A 1,957-nucleotide genomic window follows, 5' to 3' on the forward strand; every position below is an offset into this window, starting at 1 on the left:
TAGGAGCTGTCCCAGCCGGAGAAGTCCTCGCCGAACGCGGACGACCCTGCGGCCTCCGCGTACACGGAGTCGTAGAGCTCCTGCCACTCCTCTACTTGCGAGTCCTGAGAGTCTCCGGTGTTGTGGGTGTCTGCTGCGGCGGCTGTTTCCAGGTCGGGGACGATGTAGGCGACCAGGCGCTGGTCGCCGGGTGTGTCCTCGCGTACGACGACGGCTGCCTGTCGTACTCCGTCGCATTCGGTCAGGCGGGATTCGACCTCGCCGGGTTCGATGCGGAAGCCTCGGAGTTTGACCTGGTCGTCGGCGCGGCCGACGAACTCAAGTTGGCCGTCGCCACGCCAGCGCACCAGGTCGCCGGTGCGGTACATGCGCTCACCCGCCGCGAACGGACAGGCGACGAACCGCTCCGCCGTCAGCGCCTGATGCCCCACATACCCCCGAGCCACCTGGGTGCCGGCGACGTACAGTTCGCCGGCCACGCCCACGGGTACCGGTTCGAGCGCCGAATCCAACACGTACACCTGCGTGTTCCAGGTGGGTCGGCCGATGGGGACCGTCGAGCCCGTGCCACTGTCCGCGCCTCGCCGGCAGGGGAAGGACGCCACCTGGATGGTCATCTCGGTCGGGCCGTACAGATTGGAGAGTTCGCTGCCCCAGGCGTCCGCGATGTCCGCCGCGAGATCTGCGCGGAGTGCCTCGCCGCTGGCCCAGATGCGGCTGACGGCGTGCGTCGCGGGCGGGTGGGGCAGATTCGCGAGGAGGGACGGAGGGAACTGGGCGACGGTGACGCCGTTCTCCGCGATGTACGAGGTCAGCCGTTGCGGATCGCGGATGACGTCGCCGGGGGCCACGCAGATCGCGGCGCCGGAAAGCAGCGGGTACCAGATCTCCAGGCCCACGGAGTCGAATCGCACCGAGGTCCGGAACAGCACCACGTCGTCGGCGCCCACCGGATGGGCCGACTGCATCCACTGAAGGTTGTTGGCCAGGCCGCGGTGCTCGACCATGACGCCCTTGGGTCGGCCCGAGGACCCCGAGGTGTAGATGACGTAGAGCGCGTTGGCCGACGTCAAGGCAGTCGTGCGCTCGTCCGCCGAGAGATCGGCCGTGGGCTGCCCGGCGATGACGGCGCTGGTCTCGTCGTCATCGATGATCACGCACGGCACGCCCTGGCCGGAGGCGATCAGACGGCTCCCGGCCGAGACGATGGCCACCACCGGGCGTGCGTCGAGCACCATGGAGTGCAGGCGCTCGCTCGGGTCGTCGGGGTCCAGCGGAAGATATGCGCCGCCTGCCTTGACCACCGCGAGCAACGCGACGATCGTGTCGGCCGAGCGCGGCAGTGCCACTGCCACCACGCTCTCCGGTCCGACGCCCAAGTCGACCAGGTGGCGGCCCAGTTGGTTAGCCCGTGCGTGCAGTTCGGCGTACGTGAGCGTGGTGTTCGCGAAGCGTACGGCGGGCGCGTCGGGAGTGCGCCGGGCCTGCGCTTCGAGCAGGCCGACCATCGTGTCCGGGTGCACGTCGGTCTCGGCGCCGTTCCACTCCGTCAGCACCTGCTGCCGCTCGGCAGCCGTCAGCAGGCCGAGCCGGCCGATCGGCTGGTCCGGAGCGCTCAGCACTTGGTCGATGAGACGTATCCACCGGTCGAAGATCTGCTCGATGCTGGACCGGTCGAAGAGGTCGGTGGAGTACTCGACCACACTGTCGATGCCGGCAGGGTCTCCGGCTGCCGTGAAGCGCTCGGTGAGGGAGAAGAGCATGTCGAAGCGTGATGTGCCGGTCTCCGCCTCGGCTGTGCGAACCGTCAGGCCGGGGAGGTCGAAGTCGCCTTGGGTGGTGTTCTGGAGGACGAGGGCGATTTGGAAGAGGGGGTGGTGGCTGGTGGTGCGGTGGGGGTTGAGGAGTTCGACGAGGTGGTCGAAGGGGATGTCTTGGTGTGTGTAGGCGGTGAGGC

Annotated in this window: 1 protein-coding gene; it reads right to left on the reverse strand. The window is 68.6% G+C overall.

Going from position 1 to position 1,957, the window contains the following annotated elements; genetic code table 11:
* Positions 1 to 1,957, reverse strand: a 1,957-nt coding sequence (locus AB0B50_RS44630; RefSeq protein WP_362343862.1) for an amino acid adenylation domain-containing protein, incomplete at both ends; no start/stop codon positions are given.

The sequence above is a fragment of the Streptomyces sp. NPDC041068 genome, assembly GCF_040647455.1.
In the GTDB taxonomy this organism is placed as follows: Bacteria; Actinomycetota; Actinomycetes; order Streptomycetales; family Streptomycetaceae; genus Streptomyces.